At 68.6% G+C, this 17,625-nt stretch carries 14 protein-coding genes and 1 tRNA gene; 7 read left to right on the plus strand and 8 right to left on the minus strand.

What is annotated here, in order from left to right; translation table 11 throughout:
- The 4 genes from ABZW96_RS27690 to ABZW96_RS27705 form a co-directional block, all read left to right on the plus strand.
- On the plus strand, window positions 1-303 hold a 303-nt coding region (locus ABZW96_RS27690; RefSeq protein ID WP_355078555.1), incomplete at its 5' end, for an amino acid permease C-terminal domain-containing protein.
- Between the two features lie 48 nt (window positions 304-351).
- A complete protein-coding gene (locus ABZW96_RS27695) occupies window positions 352-1,269 on the plus strand; it encodes a ribonuclease Z (RefSeq protein ID WP_355078556.1) in 918 nt (305 codons plus the stop codon).
- Between the two features lie 231 nt (window positions 1,270-1,500).
- A tRNA-Leu gene (locus tag ABZW96_RS27700) sits at window positions 1,501-1,574 on the plus strand.
- Between the two features lie 348 nt (window positions 1,575-1,922).
- Window positions 1,923-2,948 (plus strand): hypothetical protein, encoded by a 1,026-nt coding sequence (locus tag ABZW96_RS27705; protein ID WP_355078557.1) that lies wholly within the window; start codon window positions 1,923-1,925, stop codon window positions 2,946-2,948.
- A gap of 243 nt (window positions 2,949-3,191) precedes the next feature.
- On the opposite strand, the gene ABZW96_RS27710 is transcribed toward ABZW96_RS27705, so the two are convergent.
- Window positions 3,192-3,971: a hypothetical protein gene (locus tag ABZW96_RS27710; RefSeq protein WP_355078558.1), complete on the minus strand. Its 780-nt coding sequence runs from the start codon at window positions 3,969-3,971 to the stop codon at window positions 3,192-3,194.
- A 104-nt stretch (window positions 3,972-4,075) separates the two neighbouring features.
- The gene (locus tag ABZW96_RS27715) at window positions 4,076-4,756 is read right to left on the minus strand and encodes a hypothetical protein (RefSeq protein ID WP_355078559.1); all 681 of its coding nucleotides are present in this window, start codon (window positions 4,754-4,756) and stop codon (window positions 4,076-4,078) included.
- 32 nt (window positions 4,757-4,788) lie between these two features.
- Between ABZW96_RS27715 and ABZW96_RS27720 the strand changes: the two genes are divergently transcribed.
- A complete protein-coding gene (locus tag ABZW96_RS27720; RefSeq protein WP_355078560.1) occupies window positions 4,789-5,130 on the plus strand; it encodes a hypothetical protein in 342 nt (113 codons plus the stop codon).
- Window positions 5,131-5,289: 159 nt separating this feature from the next.
- On the opposite strand, the gene ABZW96_RS27725 is transcribed toward ABZW96_RS27720, so the two are convergent.
- Window positions 5,290-6,093, minus strand: coding sequence for an SDR family oxidoreductase (locus ABZW96_RS27725; RefSeq protein WP_355078561.1), 804 nt, complete (start codon window positions 6,091-6,093; stop codon window positions 5,290-5,292).
- A 449-nt stretch (window positions 6,094-6,542) separates the two neighbouring features.
- Between ABZW96_RS27725 and ABZW96_RS27730 the strand changes: the two genes are divergently transcribed.
- Window positions 6,543-7,946, plus strand: coding sequence for a three-helix bundle dimerization domain-containing protein (locus ABZW96_RS27730; protein WP_355078562.1), 1,404 nt, complete (start codon window positions 6,543-6,545; stop codon window positions 7,944-7,946).
- 104 nt (window positions 7,947-8,050) lie between these two features.
- Window positions 8,051-8,374 carry a hypothetical protein gene (locus tag ABZW96_RS27735; RefSeq protein ID WP_355078563.1) on the plus strand — a complete coding sequence of 108 codons (324 nt, stop codon included), beginning with the start codon at window positions 8,051-8,053 and terminating at the stop codon, window positions 8,372-8,374.
- A 6-nt stretch (window positions 8,375-8,380) separates the two neighbouring features.
- Here ABZW96_RS27735 and ABZW96_RS27740 read toward each other — a convergent pair whose 3' ends face one another.
- The 5 genes from ABZW96_RS27740 to ABZW96_RS27760 form a co-directional block, all read right to left on the minus strand.
- Window positions 8,381-14,548: an amino acid adenylation domain-containing protein gene (locus ABZW96_RS27740; RefSeq protein ID WP_355078564.1), complete on the minus strand. Its 6,168-nt coding sequence runs from the start codon at window positions 14,546-14,548 to the stop codon at window positions 8,381-8,383.
- Between the two features lie 223 nt (window positions 14,549-14,771).
- A complete protein-coding gene (locus tag ABZW96_RS27745) occupies window positions 14,772-15,248 on the minus strand; it encodes a hypothetical protein (RefSeq protein WP_355078565.1) in 477 nt (158 codons plus the stop codon).
- 140 nt (window positions 15,249-15,388) lie between these two features.
- Window positions 15,389-16,000 carry a DUF305 domain-containing protein gene (locus ABZW96_RS27750; RefSeq protein ID WP_355078566.1) on the minus strand — a complete coding sequence of 204 codons (612 nt, stop codon included), beginning with the start codon at window positions 15,998-16,000 and terminating at the stop codon, window positions 15,389-15,391.
- 87 nt (window positions 16,001-16,087) lie between these two features.
- Window positions 16,088-16,318 (minus strand): hypothetical protein, encoded by a 231-nt coding sequence (locus ABZW96_RS27755; RefSeq protein WP_355078567.1) that lies wholly within the window; start codon window positions 16,316-16,318, stop codon window positions 16,088-16,090.
- Window positions 16,319-17,042: 724 nt separating this feature from the next.
- Window positions 17,043-17,618 (minus strand): hypothetical protein, encoded by a 576-nt coding sequence (locus ABZW96_RS27760; RefSeq protein ID WP_355078568.1) that lies wholly within the window; start codon window positions 17,616-17,618, stop codon window positions 17,043-17,045.
- Window positions 17,619-17,625 lie beyond the last annotated feature (7 nt).

A 17,625-nucleotide genomic window follows, 5' to 3' on the forward strand; every position in this document is an offset into this window, starting at 1 on the left:
GCCGGGTTCGTGGATTTCGGCACGCTGGAGGAGATGGTCAACATCGGGACGCTGTTCGCGTTCGTGCTGGTGTCGGTCGGCGTGCTCATCCTGCGACGCACGCGTCCGGACCTGCCGCGTGGATTCCGGGTTCCGCTGGTACCGCTGATCCCCATCCTGGCGGTGCTGGCGTGCGTGTGGCTGATGCTGAATCTCTCGGTGGAGACCTGGCTGCGGTTCCTGGTGTGGATGGTGATCGGGTTCGTCGTCTACTTCGCCTACTCGCGGCACAACTCCGTGCTCCGGAAGGCTTCCGTCACCTAGTACGCGGCCGGAGTTCGGGTGTGGGGTGGCGGCGGATAGCCTGACGCCGTGTCGCAGCGTGAGTTGGTTGTTCTCGGGACCGCTAGTCAGGTGCCGACGAAACAGCGAAACCACAACGGGTACCTGCTCCGGTGGGACGACGAGGCGATCCTGTTCGATCCCGGTGAGGGCACGCAACGGCAGATGACCTATGCCGGTGTGAGCGTCACCGGGCTCACCCGGATCGCCATCACCCATTTCCACGGCGACCACAGTCTCGGGCTGGCCGGAGTGGTGCAGCGGATCAACCTCGACCGCGTGCCGCATCCGGTCGACGTCTGCTTCCCGGCGTCCGGCGCGGCGTACTACGAGCGCCTGGTCAACGCGACGTCGTACTATCACCGCGCCGAGCTGCGGCCTCGCCCGATCCTCGCCCCAGGTCCCGTCGACCTGCCCGAGGCGGCGTTCACGGTGACGGCGGTGCGGCTCTCCCATCCGGTGGACACCTTCGGCTATCGGCTCAGCGAGCCGCCCGGCCGGCGGATTCTGCCGGACCGCTTGCGCGCCCTGGGATTGCGCGGCCCGATCATCTCCGAACTGCAACAGCGCGGCAGTGTCGAATTCGAGGGGCGCACGATCACTTTGGCGGAGATCAGCGAACCGCGCTCCGGTCAGAGCTTCGCCTTCGTGATGGACACCCGGCTGTGCCCCGGAGTCCGGGAGCTGGCCGCCGACGTCGACATGCTCGTCATCGAAGCCACGTTCCTGGACGCCGACGAACACCTGGCCCTCGAATACGGCCATCTCACGGCGGGCCAAGCCGCCCGGGTGGCCGCCGACGCGGGCGTTCGCACCCTGGTGCTCACCCACTTCTCCCAGCGCTACCGCGACCTCGACGAGCACTTGGCCGAAGCGGCGAAGTACTTCTCCGGCGAGATCCACATAGCCACCGACCTCGCCAGGATCCCGCTGCCACCCCGGCGCTGACACTCCGCCGCGAACATCCGACACGCCGAGATGACGCGCGGACGCTAACACCAGCCCGCCGCCACCGATCTAGTTCTCTGGGACGCCTGCCAACCCGGGCTGCGAACAACCGCCACCGGCACCGGTCACCCGACCGCGCCGTCCGGCACCCGGCCACGGCCGACGCCCCGCCACCCCGACAAATTGTCGGAATTCCGGTACAGCCGTACGACTCGGTACGCTGTCCCGGACGCCCCTATAGCCCAATTGGCAGAGGCAGCGGACTTAAAATCCGCCAAGTGTCGGTTCGAGTCCGACTGGGGGCACTCACGACCGCAGGTAGATTCCCTCTCCCGCCATTCGCTTCGACCGCGTCCACGCCCTCGGTCCGCAGTGAGTCCGCAGTAGCTGCCGGAGCTCCCCGGTTCATCGCGTCCGCGACCGGGTGCCGACCCATGCCGTATGGCTCGAGGTGCCGTCAGGCGAACTCGTCCAGTAGGTCCATCAGCGCTTCCTCGCGGCCGATGGTGAAGTACTGATGATCTCGGAGGTTTCATATCCACGAGACCGCTACGACTCGTTCGTCTTCCGGATGGCGCTCGACACGCAGCCCTGGCTCAACGCAATGCGCTTCGTTCCAACCCAGGTGTGTTGATCGGACAGAATGAGACGTTATGCGCCGAACCACCCCGACCGTCATATTGATGATGGCGGCAGTCCTGTTGACAGGATGTTCTATACCGACACAAGGACCCGACCAGGCCGAGCGTGACAGCTGGTCACGCGTGATCGAAACTGCCATCCGGGCTCTTCCCGGGGTCGTCGATGCGTCACATCGGTTCGATTACGAGGGCAAGTCGCGCACGTACCATTCCCGGCTCGAAGTGCAGCTCGAAGATGGCGCCACACCGGACGAGGCCGCGTCCGTGGTGGGTGCCATGGGCACCCAGCAGCTTCCGCCGCACTACCAAGGCGACCAGACCGAGGTCTACATCGACCGGAGGACGGACTCTTATTATGCGAATTGGCGGTTCGGTCGGGACGTGAGCGGGGAAGCCAACTCGGCACACACCTGGGTGAGAGTCTCGGCCCCCGGCACACAGGTGGGCTGGAGGTCAAGCGGCATCGACGTAGACAAGATGAGGAACGATATTGGCGTTGCAGCGGGCTCCGAGGCCGAACCCCACCGTGCCACCGCGGCGATGCGCCGAATCATCGAGGACTTCCCCGAACTGGCATCCAGCTACTGGACGGTGTCCACCGTTCATGAGGAGAGCGGGTTCAAGAATCACTCGAGCCTGGAACCCGGGTGGCTCAACACGGACCGACCACTCCGCTTCCCGCACAACCGGCCCCGCTTCCCGTCCAATGGTGAACTCGAGATGTGGGAGTGGTTCCTGACCGATCAACCCACCCCGTTCCTCGTCGAGATTTCCGTATACGACCCGCCCGGCAAAGCAGGCCGCACCCTGGATGTCGCGATATACCCTCCTGTTGGAAAGCAATTCACCGCTGCGCAGGCAACACAACTCGCCGAACGGCATCTTCCCTACTTGGCCCAGCCCGGTGCCGTGGTCGACTACACGATCGGCGACACCTACCACCCCGTTTTCGCGGTCTTCGTCGGCGGTTGCCAGCCATCCTCGCGCGACGTTCCACCGGAGTCGCAACCCTATGCGCGTCAGTATGAACGCTGCTAGGCCGTGCCACGTCAGCGAGTTTCTGCCAGGTCGCACTACTGTGTCGGCAATTGCCGACGCTACCGTGACCTGCAACGATCTGGGAAAGCAACCTCGAAATCGGCCAAGTGCCGGTTCGAGTTCGTGAGCCGAAGGTAGATCGCTTTCCTCGCTGCCTTTCACACCCGTGCAGACGCCCTCGGTCCGCAGTCCTCGGGTCGCGCTGTTGTGCCGACCTGTACCAGGAAGCCGGCAGTGCGAGCGCTAGGACGTCGGCCCATTCCACGAGAATTCGGTCGACCAAATGAGTCCTGCCGTGTGGTCGGTAAGGGTCAGCTCGAAGTCCCAGGGCGTGTCTGCGATGTCGTCCGGGATCGGGGCCTGGAAGGTTCTGATCGTTCGCGTCGCCGAGGTCGATTCGCCGGCCACCACCTCCGAGGTTCCGAAGTTGGCGCGCAGGACGGCATCGACCTCGTAGTCCCAGATGGATGGTGCGCGTTCGTCGAGCGCGGTCGCGGTGTAGAGGAACTCGATTCCGTTGGGATCGAGCGTGATCGGTCCGATCCAGGCCTCGGTCGGACCATCCTCGTCGGTGACGAAAGCTGGATTCGTCAGCATGGCCAATCGGCCCCGTGGATCGCCCAGCGGCGCTGAGTAGACGATGTCGTTCGGCCGAGACAGTCGCCTCGCCCAGGGACCGTCGGTGGTGACGTCGTCGATGGTCAGCTCGATATCGACCGGTGTCGTATCCGGGCCGAGGTCGGGCAATGTGAAGGTCGTGCCGGCGTGGGTGTCGGACGAGCCGCTTCCCCAGCCCACGTCGGTGGCCACACCGTTGGCCAGTGCCGACACCCCGACCTGGTAACTCCGCAACGACGGCGCGGCATCGCCGACCACTTCCGCCGCGAGGGACAGCCGCAACCCGGTGGGCGTACGCAACGCTGGTCCGACCCAACTCAGAATTCCGTTGCTGCCGTCGGACACGAATTCCGGGGGCACCCACACGGCCAGTACACGATCGGTAGTGCGCTCGCTCGGTGACATCGTCGGCTGTGCTCCTTGATCGCGGACGCGGGAACAGCCGGTTCAGGCCCGGCGATCGGCCCGCTATCAACGTTTCATCGAATCCTTACCGAGCCAGGTCGTTATCAACCAACTGGGTCTTCCATTCGGACAGGTTCGCTGTATCCGCGTGTTTCGTCAAGGTCAGGTGTGATCGACCAATTCGGGGCGGCCCTGCGTATGCGGCGCAGCAGCTTCGACCCTCGTTCCGAACTGATGGAGGTCAGCGTGGGGAGCGCGGTGCGCCAGAGTTTGGCCGCGTCCTCGTGGTTGCCCATGCGCCAGCGGATGAGTCCGGTCTCGGCCAGGCTGATCGCGTGAATCCGGGTGTGCGTTCTGGGATGCCAGATCGTCGCGCTCATGTGCTGATAGCGCTCGGCTTCGGCCAAGTCGCCGATCGCGAGGAATGTTTTCGCGGTCTGCCGGGTCGCGCTTGCTTTGTTCGGACAGAACAGCGCGGCCCATCGAGGAATCTCCGTCGTTGCCTCGGGCATGATCCATGGCTCGGCTCGGCGAAGCGCCTTCACGGCCTGGACTTTGTCGCCCGTTTCGGCGTAGCACCGTGCCAAGGCAACTTCGAACAAAGCCATCGTGTCGGGGCTGACCGTGGACGCGATTCGCCAGCGCATCGAGGAAGAAGACGGGCCGCCTTCTGCACTGTAGGTGCAGTGAACGCAGGGTATTGCCGGACACTGCAACTCGACCTGTCGATCCCACGCATGGACCGTCATGCGGCTCGAGAAGACGTGAGTCACCGAATTCTGCACGGGGACAGCACTATTGCGGGGAAAGTGGGAGCATGGCGTCGAAACCACGGCCTAGTGGCTATCGGAACTACACCGCGGATGGCACTTACTGGACGGTTCGCAAACAAGGTCGAACGTACTGGGTGGTACGCATCGACCCGACGGACGGTGAATATCGCGTGGTCGAGTGGTGGGGCGGATATCACCGGGCGGGAGCCGCCGGTGGCGCGGCCGCGCAGCTCGCATATCAGCAGGCGCTTTCTGCCGCGAAGGATGTTCTGCGCGACCATCTGCACGAAGCGCTGGAAACCATCGGGCTAGGCGCGCCCGTCTCCGCTGCGCCGGTCTCGCCGAAGGACGCACCGTCGCGTTTGGGGTCCGACGAGGAAGAGTGAGGGTCGACAACCTCCAACGATCGGGGCATCGAACAATAGGGCTGCTCTTGCATGCCGGATGACGATCCCACACGTGCGTGATCGGCTGGGTCAGCTCGTTCGGCTGACGGGCACAGGAAGACGGTATGCGAGCCGTCGTATCCGGCGACCGTCGCCTCTTCAGCGGGAAAGTCCGTGGGCGCGGGCGATTATGCGCTCCATGGCGGTGCGGGGGAGGAGGCGGCGGAGGGTGAAGAGGGCGGGGGCGTTGCTGCCTACGGCGTAGAGGGGTTGGGGGCGCGGGGCTTCGATCGCTTTGACGATCGTGGTGGCGACCTTTTCGGGGGTGATGCCCTTGGACTGGTTTTCGTCGAGTTTCGCCATGAAGGTCGTGAAATCGGCGGTGTGGGGGGAGTCGTCGGTGAGGTACTTGGTGCGGCGTTCGCGCAGGCCGGTGTCGATCTGGCCGGGCTCGACGGCGGTGATCCAGACGCCGAAGGGGGATTCCTCGAAGCGGGCGGCGACCGCGAAGCCGCGCAACGCCGCCTTGGTGGCGACATAGGAGGAGCGGTAGGGCATGGGGAAGCTGGCGAGCATCGACCCGACCATGACGACGCGCCCGTAGCGGCGATCCCGCATGCCGGGCAGCACCGCCTTGGTCAGGGCGATCGGGCCGAGCACATTCAGCTGGAACAGTCGCTCGACGGCGTCGGTGGGCAACTCGGCCAGCGGTCCCGCCTGGCTCTCGCCCGCGTTGTTCACGAGCACGTCGACGTGGTCCAGACCGGCGGCGAAGGCCTCGATCGAAGCCGGATCGGTGAGGTCGAGCGCGCGGTACTCGACCTCGGGCAGCACGGCGTCCGAACCGATGGCGTCGGGATTGCGGCTGGTGCCGATCACCCGATACCCCCGCCCGGCCAGCGCGGCGGCCGTAGCCTTCCCGATTCCGGACGACGCACCGGTGACCACAGCGACGCGAGACATAACGCTCCTTTTCGACGGCAACATGCTGACGATATCGTCAGCTCTCGCCCTGTGCTACCAGAAAGTAACTTCGGTGCCGTCGATGTGCTGCGGAGCCGACCGCACGACGAACGCGGCGTCGATGCCCGCCCGGCCCAATGGCGGTGGGAAACGGGAGTACAACACGTGGTGGCGGCTCGGATATTGCCCATTGAATTCTGCATGGCGGGTTCGAGCCCGGACGTGGCGTCGGCGGGCTGTCGTGTGTGCCGCGCTCGCGTGGTTCGCGGGCCTGTGAGCTGGGCGGACGGGTGTGCATGGCGACGTGGGATGCGCACCGGCGCAGTCGAAATCGTTCACCGGAGGGAAGCCGTTCCGGATGTCGGCGGTGGAGGGATGGGGCTAGTGTTGGCCGGCGCGGTGCAGGCCGGAGACGCTGCCGCGTTACCCCCGACGCCGAGGAGATTGTGGTGGTTGTCGATACCGTCCGCGAGGAACAGGCGATCCGTCAGATGACGGAGCGGCTGGTCGAAAACTACACCGAGACTTATTCTCCGGACCATATCGAGAGCGCCGTCGGTGCGGCGCGGCGGAAATTCGAGGGCCGCCCGGTGCGGCAGTTCGTTCCGATTCTGATCGAGCGGTTGGTGCGGCGGGAATTGGAGAAGTCTCCCGAGGCGGAAGTGCAACCCACCACGGTCCCGATGGACAAGTCGCCGCAGGCCCCCGCCGCCGCTCCCGGGAAACTGTCGGAGATCCGTGAGCTTTTGTCGTCCAAGAAGCGTTTCGCACCGTACGCCGTGGGCGCCGTCGTCGTTCTGACGGTGATCGCCGTGGTTCTCGCCGTGCGGCAACCCGCTCCGGAGGCGCCCGCCGCCGCTCCCGCGCCCGCCGCGGCGCTCACGGTCGTCCACGGTGTGGTCGGCTCGGAGAAGATGCCGTTCTTCTCCGACCCCAAGGTGATCGACGCGCTGGCGCGCAACGGCGTGCGCGTCGAGGTCGAGCCCGCCGGTTCGCGGCAGATCGCCACGTCCATCGATCTCACGAAATTCGATTTCGCCTTCCCGTCCAGCGAACCGGCCGCCGAGCGAATCCAGCGGCAGCGCAACGTGACCGCGAAATACACGCCGTTCTCCTCGCCGATGGCCGTCGCGACGTTCGCGCCGATCACCGAGCTGCTCACCCGGGCGGGAGCGGTGCGCCCCGGCCAGGTGCCGACGCTCGACCTGCGCCGCTACCTCGAGCTGGTGCGCAACGGCACCCGCTGGGACGAACTGCCCGACAACACCACCTACCCGGTGCGCAAGAACATCCTGATCTCCACCACCGACCCGCGCAGCTCCAACTCCGCGGCCATGTATCTGGCCGCGGCGAGCTATGTCGCGAACAACAACACGATCGTGCAGGGGCAGAACGCCGAGCAGGCCGTCCTCCCCGCGGTGTCGCGGCTTTTCGTGGGCCAGGGTTACACCGAGAACACCACCGAGGGCCCGTTCAACAACTACCTCGCCACGGGTATGGGCCCGACGCCGATGGCCTGGATCTACGAGGCGCAGTACGTCGAGGCGACCGTGCGCGGCCAGATCAAACCCGAGATGACGCTGCTGTACCCGTCACCGACGGTGTTGTCCCGGCACACGCTGGTGCCGTTCGGCGCGACGGGTGACCGGCTCGGGCGCCTGCTGTCCACCGACCCGGAATTGCAGCGCCTGGCCGCCGAGCACGGCTTCCGCACCAACGACGGCGCCCAGTTCGCGAAGGTCGTCGCCGAACGCAACGTCCCGGTGGCCCCGGACCTGTTGGACGTCGTCGCCACCCCGACCTACGACACCCTGGAGCACCTGCTCGACGGAGTAACCAAGTCCTACAACTGAACCCGGGGCGGATCGCCGCTAGCGTTTCGGTGGAGAGGATCCGGGCACCCTCTTCGCATCAGATACCGGAACAACGGCCGGTATCGCGGCGGGAGGAACGACCAGTGACAGCGGACGACGGCCCATGGGAGATCCCTCCGATCGATGACGCCCCGGATATCGCGCGCGACTCCGCGCCGCCGCCGGGAGCGACGATGGCCGACACCAGGAACTGGCCGGGGTACGGGTTGCTGCTGGTCGCCGCGGCGGGTGCGATAACCGCGGCGGTGCTCGCCGGCTGGGGGTTCGGCAGGCTCTCGGTCGTGGCCGCGATCATCACGGTCGTCTTCCTGCTGATCGGGGTGGGCCTGATCGTGCTGGAGCAGGTGCGGGCCCGCAGGCACGCCGCACCGCCCGCCGAACGGGCCACCGTGCCGCCGGGGTACTGAGGAGCGTCAATCCCGGGGCAGGAAACCCGACTCGATGAACTCCCGGACGAAGGTGTCCACCACCGCACGGTCGATCTCCGGGCAGGCCATGCCGGTGTCCGCGAGCGCGGCGCGGGTGTGTTCGTCGGCCCAGTCGAGGTGACCGGCGAGTCCGGCGAAGTCGTGGCTCAGCAGGGCCGCGCGCACCAGCGAATCGTCGCCGAGCGCGTCGCGCCGCCGCGCTTCCCTGGCCAGGCCCGCGCGCACCGTGTCCTCCGGCATCGTCGCCACCGGCAAACCGTGCGCGCGCAGACTGGCGAGGATCTCCCCGACCGCTACCGGGGCCCGATTGACCAGGTGATAGACGGTTTCCGAGCGCGGACGAGCCGAGATCTCCACGATCGCGCCCGCCACATAGCTCACCGGAACCAAGGAAACGGTCGCCTCGCCCACGTCGGGCGCCATGCCGAGCATCGCGGCGGCTCGCACCATGTTCCACAGCGAATCCTGCGGGCTGTTCACGCCGATGTCCGGGCAACCGCAGATGGTGCTCGGACGGTAGATGGCGATGGGCACACCACGTTCGCCTGCTTGGCGGACCAGTTCCTCGGCGGCCCATTTGGAGGCGAGGTAGCCGTTGCCGGACACCTGCCCCGCGGGTAGGCGGATGTCCTCGGTGACCACCGGCGAATCCGGCGTCGCGGCGACGGCCGCGCCCATGGTGGAGACCAGGTGGAACGGCTTGACCCGCCGCGCCGTCGCCAGCCGCAACAACTCGCGGGTGCCCTCGACGTTGGCCTGCCGTAGCCGGGCATAAGGATCGACGTGATTGACGCGCGCGCCGTTGTGATAGATCACGTCGATGCTGTCGGCCAATCGGTCGTAATCGGCCGGGTCGAGGCCGAGGCGCGGTGCGGTGAGGTCGCCCGCGACGACGACGATCCGCTCCGCGGCGGTGGTTCCGGAGAGCCGGTAGTGGCTCAGCGCACCGAGGATTCGGTCGATGCCTTCCTCGGCGTCGGCGGCGCGCACCACGCACCACACCCTCGCCTCGGTGCGATCCAGCAGGGCTTGCAGCAGGTGTACGCCGAGAAAGCCGGTCGCGCCGGTCAGCAGGATCTCCTGTGGCGGACCGGTGTGCGCGGGCTCGCATCCGCCGATGCCGATCTCCGGCTCCAGCACGGCGTCGCGTTCCGGCGTCGCCGCGGTGGGGGCGGACCCGCCCGCTAGTCGCGCCGCGAGGCCGCCGACGGTCGGGGTCGCGAGGATCGCCGACATCGGCACGTCGCGGCGGAGCCGCTCCGACAGCCGCTGGTGCAATGTGAACGCGAGTAGTGACGACCCGCCGAGTTCGAAGAAGTCGTCGGCCACCCCGATCGGGGACACGCCGAGCACGTCGGCGAAGACGTCCGCGACCGCGCGCTCCAGTGCGGTGCCGGGCTGCGCACCGGTGCGTGCGGCGAATACCGGCTGGGGTAGCGCGGCGCGGTCGAGCTTCCCGCTGGTGTTCACCGGGAACGCGTCGAGCGCCAGCACCGCCGACGGCACCATGTAACCGGGCAGCACGCGAGCGACCGACTGACGCACGACATCCGGGTCGACCGTGGCCCCCGGCGCCGCGACGACGTAGCCGACCAGCCGGTCCCCGGCATCGGAGCCCTTGACCGCCACCGCGGCCCGGCCCACCGCAGGGTCGGCCAGCAAAGCCGCTTCGATCTCACCGAGTTCGATGCGGTGGCCGCGGACCTTGACCTGGAAATCCGTGCGGCCCAGATAGTCCAGGGTACCGATGCGGTTCCAGCGCACCAGGTCACCGGTCCGGTACATCCGTTCGCCCGGGTGCAGCGGATCGGCGACGAACCGGGCCGCGGTCAGACCCGGCGCGCCATGGTAACCGCGGGCCAGCTGAATGCCACCGAGGTAGAGCTCGCCCGCCACTCCCACCGGAACCGGCCGCAACCGGTCGTCCAGCACGTGGCAGCGCGAATTCCATTCCGGCACACCGATGGGAACGCCGGCCGCGGTGCGATCGGCGGCCGAGACCGCGTGTCGCGTGATACTCACCGCGGCCTCGGTAGGTCCGTACAGGTTGTGCAACTCGGCCGTGGTCACGTTCGCGAAGGCACGCGCGGTTTCCGGCGGCAGCGCCTCTCCGATGACGAAAACAGCTCGTAGCGAGGACAGTTCGTCCGCCGTTGCCTGCTGGGCGAATACCGTGAGCATCGCGGGAACGAAATCGGTGAGCGTCACCCGGTGCTCGGCGATCAGCCGGGACAGCGCCGCCGGGTCGCGATGCTCGTCCGGTCCGGCCAGCACCATCCGCGCGCCCGCGCGCAGCGGCAGGAAGTAGCCCCACAGGGACACGTCGAAGGTCGCGGGAGTTTTGTGCAGATAGACGTCGGTGGCGTCGACAACGTATTCCGCCTGCATCCAAGCGAGCTGGTGCACGATCGCCCGATGGCTGATCGCCACGCCCTTGGGGCGGCCGGTCGACCCGGAGGTGTAGATGAGATAGGCGGGGTGGTCGGCGTGCCACGGTGTCCGGCGCTCGGCGTCGAGCACGGGTTCCGCGCCGAAGCGGTCGAGGTCCAGGGTGTCGACGTCGTAAGCCTCGGCCGCGGTGAAACCGTCCGCCGCGGTGGTCAGCACGCACCGGGGCGCCGCCGATTCGAGCACGTACCGGATGCGCTCGGCCGGGTGTCCCGGGTCGATCGGCACCCAGGCCGCGCCCGCCGCCACGATCGCGTGCAGCGCGACGACCTGCTGGATCGACCGCCGCATCGCCACCGCGACGACGGTCTCCGCACCCACGCCTCGTTCGATCAGCCAGCGAGCCAGCCGCGCGGATCGTTCGAGCAGTCGCGCGTAAGTGAGCGTCTCGGATCCGCAGACCACCGCGATCGCGTCCGGCGTCGCCGCGGCCTGCCGCGCCGTCGCGGCGGTGAGCGGCTCGGCCCGCACGTCGTGCTCGGCTCCGGCGCCCCAGGAGCGGATGCGTTTGTGCTCGACCGGGTCCATGATGTCGATGTCGCCGACCACGGCGTCGGGCTCGGCCGCGACCCGCAGCAGGGTGCGGATGTAGCCGTCGAGGAAGCGCTGCACCGTGTGCTCGTCGAACAGGTCTGTGCTGTAACCGAATCGGATGATGATCTCGCCGGGCTCGCCGTCGTCGTCGCGGATGTCGACCACGCCGATGTGCAGATCGGTTTTCGCCGTGTCGGCGTCCACGTCGAGGAACGACACGCTGGGCCCGGACAGGTCCAAGGTGGCCTGCGTGAAATTCTGGAAGGCGAAGCCGACCTGGTAGAGCGGGTGGCGTCCGGGTGATCGGGTCGGATCGACGGCGTCGACCACGTGCTCGAACGGCACCTCGGAGTGCGCGAAGTTGACCAGATCCCGTTCCCTGGTGCGGTGCAGCAGAGCGGTGAAACTCTCCGCGGGCTCGATCCTGGTCCGGGAGACGGTGGTGTTGACGAACATGCCGACGACATCCGCGAGCGCGGGCTCGGCCCGGTTGGTCATCGGCACGCCGATCGCGATGTCGTAGCTTCCGGACAGGCGGGCCAGCAGCACGGCGAGCGCCGAGCGCATCACCATGAACAGCGTCGATCGGTGGGCGCGCGCGACGGTGAGCAGGTCGCGGTGCAAGGTCGCCGGCACCGTCCGCTGAGTGGCCGAGCCGCGCAGTGTGGCCACCGGCGGGCGCGGCCGGTCGGCGGGCAGATCGAGTTCGTCGGGCAGACCGGCCAGCTCGCCGGTCCAGTACGCCAGTTGCCGCGACAGCGGGGAATCGGGGTCGTCGCGGGAACCGAGCAGATCCTGCTGCCACAGGGCGTAGTCGGCGTACTGCACATCCGGTGGCAGCCAGGCCGGGGCGGCTCCCGCGCTGCGGGCGGCGTAGGCCAAAGCGACGTCGCGGGCCAGCGGCGCCAGCGAGGATCCGTCGGCGCAGATGTGGTGAAGGGCGCAGACCAGGACGTACTCGGTGGGGGTGCGCAGCAGCCGGACGCGCAGCGGCACCTCGGCCGACACGTCGAACCCGTGCCGCAGGATGGCGCGGACGCGGTCGGGTACCGCGTCGTCGGACAGTTCCTCCACCGCGAAATCGTCTACCACCTGCTCGGTGCCGAGGATGAGTTGCCGCGGTCCGTTCGCGTCGGCGGGATAACTCGTACGCAGCGACTCGTGCCGCTCGACCGTGTCGGCGAATGCCGCGCGCAAGGCGGGAATATCCAGCTCCGACAGCCGCAGCGCGAAGCCGATGTTGTCCACCGAGGACGTCGTGTCGAACTGGTTGCGCAGCCAGAACCGCAGCTGGGCCGGCGACAGCGGGATGCGCTCCGGCCTGGTCCGTGCGCGCAACACCGGGCGTGCGGTGTCGAATTGCTGCGAGCGGATCGCCTTGGACAAGGTGGTGACTGTCGGATGGTCGAACACCAGCCGGGGTGGGATGCGCAGCCGCCATGTTTCGCTCAGGCGCGCGGCGACCTGCGTCGCCAGCAGCGAGTTGCCGCCCGCCGCGAAGAAATCGGCGTCCGCGCTGAACCGCTCTCGGCGCAGCACGCGTGCGAAGACCTCGGCGACCGTTTCCTCGCCGAGGTCGACGGCGGGCCGGTAGTCCGGCTCGTCCAGGGCGCGCACGCGCAGCGCGGGCCGATCGGCCTTGCCCGTCGGGGTGCGTGGGATCCGATCCACGACCGTGATCGTGTTGGGCACCATGTACTTCGGCAGCAGCGCGGCCAGCGCGTCGGCCAGCGTGGCGGGGTCAGGGGCATGGCCCGGTTCCGGTTGGACGAAGGCGGCCAGCGTGGTCTCGCCCGCGGCGGTCTTGCGGTCGACGGTCACGGCCAGCCGGACGCCGGGCTGTGTCGACAGGATGGCGTCGATCTCGCCGAGTTCGATCCGGAAACCCCTGACCTTGACCTGGTCGTCGGCCCGGCCGAAATAGTCCAGATGGCCCGAGGTGGTGCGCCGGACGAGGTCGCCGGTGCGGTACATCCGCGAGCCGGGCGGTCCGAACGGATCGGCGAGGAACCGCTGTCCGGTCAGATCCGGGCGTCCGTGGTACCCCCGCGCCACCCCGGGCCCGGACACGTACAGCTCGCCGACGACGCCGACGCCGACCGGGCGCAACCGGTGATCGAGTACCTGGCAGCGCATACCCGGCACAGCCGACCCGATGGTGACCGGTGCGTCCGGTGACAACGGCGGGCTCAGCGTCGCCATGATGGTGGATTCCGTGGGGCCGTAGGCATTCTGGAACAGACGGCCGTCGGCCGCCCAGTGCCGGGGCAACATCGGCGGGCACGGCTCGCCGCCGACCATGACCGAACGCAGGGCGGGCAGTCCGGTCGGCTCGATGGTGGCCAGCGCGGACGGAGTGAGGAAAGCGTGGGTGATCGCCTGCCGTGCGAGCAGTTCCACCAGTGCGGTGCCGCCGTACAGGGTCGGTGGGGCGATCACCAGCGTGGCGGCGGAGCAGATCGCGAGCAGCAACTCCAGCACCGAGGCGTCGAAGCTCGGTGACGCGAAGTGCAGCACCCGCGCGTCTTTGTCCAGCGCCTGCCGCGCGGCCAGTTCGGCGCACAGCGGGGCGAGCCCGGCATGGGTCACGGCGACGCCTTTCGGGCGTCCGGTCGATCCCGATGTGTAGATCACGTAGGCCGCGTGGGTGGCGCGAAGTCGAACGGGGCGTTCGAAATACGCGATCGGGCTCGCGGGATTCGCCGCCACCTGTGCGATCACTTCGGCATCGTCCAGCGCGAGCCAGCGCACCTCGGTGGGTAGTGTCGCCGCGTGGGCGGCCTGGGTCAGGCCCAGCGCGGCACCGCTGTCGATGACCTGGAACTTGATGCGGGACAGGGGAAGTGCCGGATCCACAGGGACGAACGCCGCACCGGACTTCGCGATCGCCCACACCGCGAGCACCGAATCGAGCGAACGCGGCAGCGCCACCGCCACCGCTGTTTCGGGGCCCGCGCCCGCGGCGATCAGCGTGCGGGCCAGCCGCGAGGAGCGCGCGTCGAGGTCGCGGTAGGTGATCTCGCTGTCGTCGCAGACCACGGCGACGCCGTCGGGATTGTGCTCCGCGGCGGCGGCCAGCAGCGCGGCGAACGTCGGCGTGGCCGATTCGGCGGATCTGCGGCGGCGGCCTTTCCGGGCGGGTGGACGAGTATCCCGGATACCGCTGGTCATGTAATCGTCCCGTTCCGCGTGGCAGTAAACGGCCAGATGCTACAGCCGCACGGCGGGATTCCTCAACGATGAGAAGGCGATACCGCTCCGGTCGAACGGCGGCGCGTGCCGCGAGCCGTTGGCACGCGCGTGAGCCCGACCGGCACGGTTCAGCGGGTGCCGTGCCCCTGACAGGCGGTCAGCGCGGTGTTCTTCGTGGCGTTGAACCGGTCGATCGCGGCGTTCAAGTGTCGGTGTCGGCGCGGCGGGCCAGCGTGTCGGCCAAGGCGTTGGTGTCGTCGCGGTAGGCGCGCAGCGGGGTGGCGATCCCGGACGGCACTTCTCTGGTCACGCTCTGGTCCACCGAGCGCCCGTTGTTCCGCAGCGTCGTGACAGCCGCGTCGGCTTTGCCGTTCGTATCGGGATCGCCGCGGCCTTTCGTGTTGCTTGCATCGATGTAGTCGTTGAACGCGCGTACCGAGCTGCCGTTCGCGGCCAGGAAGGCGTCACAGGCCGACTTGGTGGCGCGTTCGGCGGCGGCGGCCCGTGCCGACGAGGCGGCGGCCGAGGAGGAGGTGACCTCGGAGGCGTACGCGGCCAGGTCGGTCCGGTTGACCTCCGCCGTGCCGGAGATCTGCTGTGCGCAGGCGCCGATGGTCAGCGCGCCCGCCGCGGTGGCCGTGGCGGCCACCAGCAGGCCCGCGCGTTCGAGTCGTCGCATGGTCGGTCCCTCGCTCCCCTCGGAAGTCCGGCCGGGACGGATGAACGGAGCCGGACAATCCGAAGGTACGTCGCGGGGACCCGCCACGCCGAGCCCGCGCCGATAACGATGGCCAACCGATATCGGCGCCGGGGAGCGGTTCAGCTCTGGCCGAGCATGGCTCGCATCTGCGCTATTTCGGCCTGCTGGGCGGCGATGATCCGCTGAGCGAGCGCCTTCGCGTCGGCGTTCTCGCCCTCGGCCAGCTCGGTCTGGGCCATGGCGATCGCGCCCGCGTGATGCTCGATCATCATGGTCAGCCATTGACGGTCGAAGTCCGGACCCGATGCCGCGTCCAGCGCCGCCATCTGTTCGGCGGACATCATGCCGGGCATCTCGTGGCCGCCGTGCCCCTCGCTCGGGGTGGGCGCCGGTTTGCCGAAGCTCTGCAAGAGGGTGGTGATCTGCTGCATCTCCGGCGCCTGTGCTTGCTCCACCTGCGTGGCGAGCGCACGCAGCTGCTGGTTGTCGGTGTGCGTCGGCACCAGCCGCGCCATTTCGACGGCTTGGGCGTGATGCGGATACATCATCTGGAGGAACATCACGTCCGCGTCGTTGTGCGCCGCACGGGCGGGTGCGGTCGTGACGGCCGCGGTGGTGGTCGAGGTGCCGTGCTCGGTGGTGTGCCCGGTGTCGGCGTCGCCGCATCCGGCGAGGCTCACCGCGGCCGCCGCGGCGAGAACGAGGGCCGATCGGGTGCGAGTGATGAACATGGGGTCGCTCCTTGCGAAGTGCGAAGTCTGAGGATGGAGTGGACTGCGCCGCCACCGTGGTTCGGACACACGGCGGCGACGGAGTTGTCAGATCCGCAGAATCGCCAGTTCGGCCAAGGTGAGCACGGTCCACGGCGGCGGTCGCGCACGCCGCGCCCGCCAGTGCCGCGGTCGTGCCGCACCGCCGCCGGGGCGATCGAACGCCAATCGGCGGAGCAGCACCAACGCGGCCAACGCGATGGAGGCGGCCAAGATGAACACACAGCCGTGCAGTGCGCTGTGCTCGCCGTCGCACCCGCCGCCCGCGCAGTGGGACATCTTCGCCGCGACGGTCGCGTGCCATGACGCGCCTGAGCTCGCCTCGACGGCTCGAGGCGCAGACGAGTCGCGGGAAGCGACGGCCGGTGCGGATGCGCCCGGGGTTGCCCGGACGGCTGGCGGGGTAGTCGAGTCGCGGGAAGCGGCCACCGGTGCGGATGCGCCCGGGGTTGCCCGGACAGCTGGCGGGGTAGTCGAGTCGCGGGAAGCGACGGCCGGTGCGGATGCGCCCGGGGTTGCCCGGACGGCTGGCGGGGTAGTCGAGTCGCGGGAAGCGACGGCCGGTGCGGATGCGCCCGGGGTTGCCCGGACAGCTGGCGGGGTAGTCGAGTCGCGGGAAGCGGCCACCGGTGCGGATACGCCCGGTGTGCCCGATAACTCCTGGCCGCGTTGCCGGTCGTCGCGGTGCGCCCTGTCCTGAGGTCGATCGTGGCCGGTCGGAGCGCCGCCCGAGGATTGCGGTGTCGCGTGTCGATGAGGAAACCCGGGCGCGGCGGCAGCTCGTTCGAGTCCGTCGGCTACCGCGTCGGAGGCGGCCGCGAGGGTGTGCACGCCGGCCGCGTGGGCGTGGCCGAAGACCGCCGAATGCATCGCGACGACCCCGGCGACCAACGCCAGCACCCCTAGGAGCTGGGCGAGCCCGGCGGCGGGAAGTGCGCGGCGGTCGACCACGAGTACCGAGTCTAGCCCCCGCTCTCGATATACCCGTTGGCGGTACCGGTATCTAGGAGCTCGCGACGTCGACGACCAATCGGGTCGGGTTGGACAGCGTGGTGACGGTGAAGGAGGGCCGGTCGGCCCGTACGCCGATGAACGACTGCGTCACGCCCTCGAACACCGTCGTCCGGTAGACGCCCGCGATGCCGGAGACCGCCGCGTCGACGGCCGGGTCCGGGCCCTCGTACGGTGTCACGCCGCTGTCGAACGGGTAAGCCGAGCCCAGGATTCGTACTTCCAGAATCGACCGGCCCGCCACGTCCACCGGATTGCCACTGGCGTCCTGCACCGCCCGGTCGGTGTACCGGACGATCCAACCGGGCGTGCCCGCCCCGCCGAGTTCGTAGACCACGCGATCGAAACCGGGCTGACTTCCCAGCCGCACATCGGTCACCGTGAGCGCGGCGTCGCCGGAAGGCTTGCCCTGCTTCGGTGCGGTGTCCCCGGGGGCTGGGGCCTGCGCTACCTCGACCGACGTGGCGGTGTTCGACGCGGCCGGTGGGCCCGGTGCCGACTCGCCGTCCCCGCAGCCCGCGAGCAGTGCCGTCGCGACCGCGACCATGAGCACCATCCTGTTGCGCATGGCCCGA

The sequence above is a fragment of the Nocardia sp. NPDC004168 genome, from assembly GCF_040610355.1.
GTDB lineage: Bacteria > Actinomycetota > Actinomycetes > Mycobacteriales > Mycobacteriaceae > Nocardia > Nocardia sichangensis.